Origin of the sequence: Rothia sp. 27098_8_161, assembly GCF_041432905.1 — a bacterium.
Classification (GTDB): domain Bacteria; phylum Actinomycetota; class Actinomycetes; order Actinomycetales; family Micrococcaceae; genus Rothia.
The window spans coordinates 1-1,680 of record NZ_JAPWAL010000044.1 but is presented as its reverse complement, the minus strand read 5'-3'; the positions used below and the strand labels follow the sequence as shown (position 1 = coordinate 1,680).

Sequence of the window (1,680 nt, the reverse complement as noted above, 5' to 3'; positions counted from 1 at the left end):
TTGGAAGATACTTCTCAATGGCTACGGCGTGTAGAATGCTTGGAGTATTTGTACGTTTATTGAGTGAAAGGCACGGCTTCATGAAGCTTTCTGCACGTAACCAGTTCGCTGGCAAGGTTGTTGAGATTACTGAGGGTGCAACTAACGGCATCGTTAAGATCGAGATCGCTCCCGAGGTTGTTATCTCTGCGTCCATCACCAACGAGTCCATCAAGGAGCTGGGCCTGAAGGTTGGCGAGACCGCTTACGCAGTGATTAAGGCGTCCAACGTGATGGTTGGTGCTGACCACTAATCCCGGTCAATAAGACTTACACCCGGTAGCTGCTTTTTGTGGCGCGCGAGGGTTAATAGGGCGGAGCCCCGCACTACGAGCTGTAGTGCGGGGCTCCGTTGTTTTCTGAGGTTGAACCCCCCTACAGGAGGGACTGGACCCTCACCCTAACCTGCGGGGTATTGTCGTTATCGCTACCGGTTGAGTCTAAGGTTTTAGAGTTTGTATGTTCTTCGTCGTATTGTTGCGATTGAGACAGCGAATGAATGACAGTCTCTTGGATATCTCGTACGATATCTTTGACCGGCCTGGATCCATCAATACTGACCTCAATAGTAGCTTTGCGCAAGCCTGATTCAATGATGACGCCAAATCGGGCCTGCGGCATGCGGCTACCGATTACTTTCAGAGTGCTACCCAATCCAGGTTCGATTCCTCGTACTCCGGGAATGGCAGTGACCAGCCGAAGTAGCTCGGCGCCAGAGAAGTTAGTCGTCATGATGAATGTCCTCGATATGTACATTGACTGTCGGGGAGAATCCCAGGTTCTCATAGCAGGCTTCGCGGACGGCATCGCGGACTTGCTGGGCCAGTTGCGGTAGGCTTTCAATGGCACCGTGAACCGAGATTCGGCAAGATACAACCTCCGGAACCCCCAGACCGCGATGCTCTCCATTTGAAGGTGCGTGTTCGAAAGAAGAACGCAAGGAACGTGCATCGGGTACTGAGTCCACAGTACGGCGAATAAGAGCCCTCAACGAAAACTCAGACATGCTGTAGGGGCCTAAATCTGTTGCTGGCATCTCCACTTGCTTACCGTGTCGGGTTTCAGCAAGAATAGCTTCCATTATGGAACGGGGCCGCGGCATAACCGAGGTACTTCCCATAGCCTCTAGCCGGTCCCATTCCTTGTGGAGGGAGGCGATGAGACTCAGATATTCATGGGTGTCCAGATTGTCCTGCTCATGCGATCGTGAGAGTGATTTTACCGACGCTGCTGAGTGTCGGACCTTATTTGAGAGGTTGTTGGATTTACTCAAGCCCACTCCTTCATCAGGCGTATGATGAGAGAACGGGCTCGTGCCAGCCTCCCACGGACGGTCGAAACTGTCAGGTTTAGTGTCTTGGCAATCTCTTCATATGACATTTCATCGATTTCTCGAAGAATCCACACTACACGCAGTTCAGGTTCCACGGACGCCAAAAGATTGGCAAGGGCCTGAATCTGCGCATTAACTTCACTGGAATCAGCCGGGTCAGCGGTACTGCTCGACGTCATCTCAGCCGCACCGCTCACGCCTTCGAGCCCTTCTGCGTCATAAGGATCAGTGGCTCGACGCTGACGCTTACGCACCATACTAGTAGCTTTATTAGTGCAAATCTGCATAATCCAGCCACGAAAAGCTGC

At 52.2% G+C, this 1,680-nt stretch carries 4 protein-coding genes; 1 reads left to right on the top strand and 3 read right to left on the bottom strand.

Features of this window, described 5'->3' with window-relative positions:
* Positions 1 to 80 precede the first annotated feature (80 nt).
* Positions 81 to 293, top strand: coding sequence for a molybdopterin-binding protein (locus tag O3648_RS08210; RefSeq protein ID WP_005505155.1), 213 nt, complete (start codon positions 81 to 83; stop codon positions 291 to 293).
* A 121-nt stretch (positions 294 to 414) separates the two neighbouring features.
* On the opposite strand, the gene O3648_RS08205 is transcribed toward O3648_RS08210, so the two are convergent.
* The 3 genes from O3648_RS08205 to O3648_RS08195 form a co-directional block, all read right to left on the bottom strand.
* Positions 415 to 771, bottom strand: coding sequence for a transcriptional regulator (locus tag O3648_RS08205; protein WP_371569541.1), 357 nt, complete (start codon positions 769 to 771; stop codon positions 415 to 417).
* Positions 761 to 1,312 carry an Asp23/Gls24 family envelope stress response protein gene (locus tag O3648_RS08200; protein WP_371569539.1) on the bottom strand — a complete coding sequence of 184 codons (552 nt, stop codon included), beginning with the start codon at positions 1,310 to 1,312 and terminating at the stop codon, positions 761 to 763. Before O3648_RS08200 ends, O3648_RS08205 begins: the two co-directional genes overlap by 11 nt.
* On the bottom strand, positions 1,309 to 1,680 hold a 372-nt coding region (locus O3648_RS08195), incomplete at its 5' end, for an RNA polymerase sigma factor (RefSeq protein WP_371569536.1). The genes O3648_RS08200 and O3648_RS08195, both read right to left, overlap by 4 nt.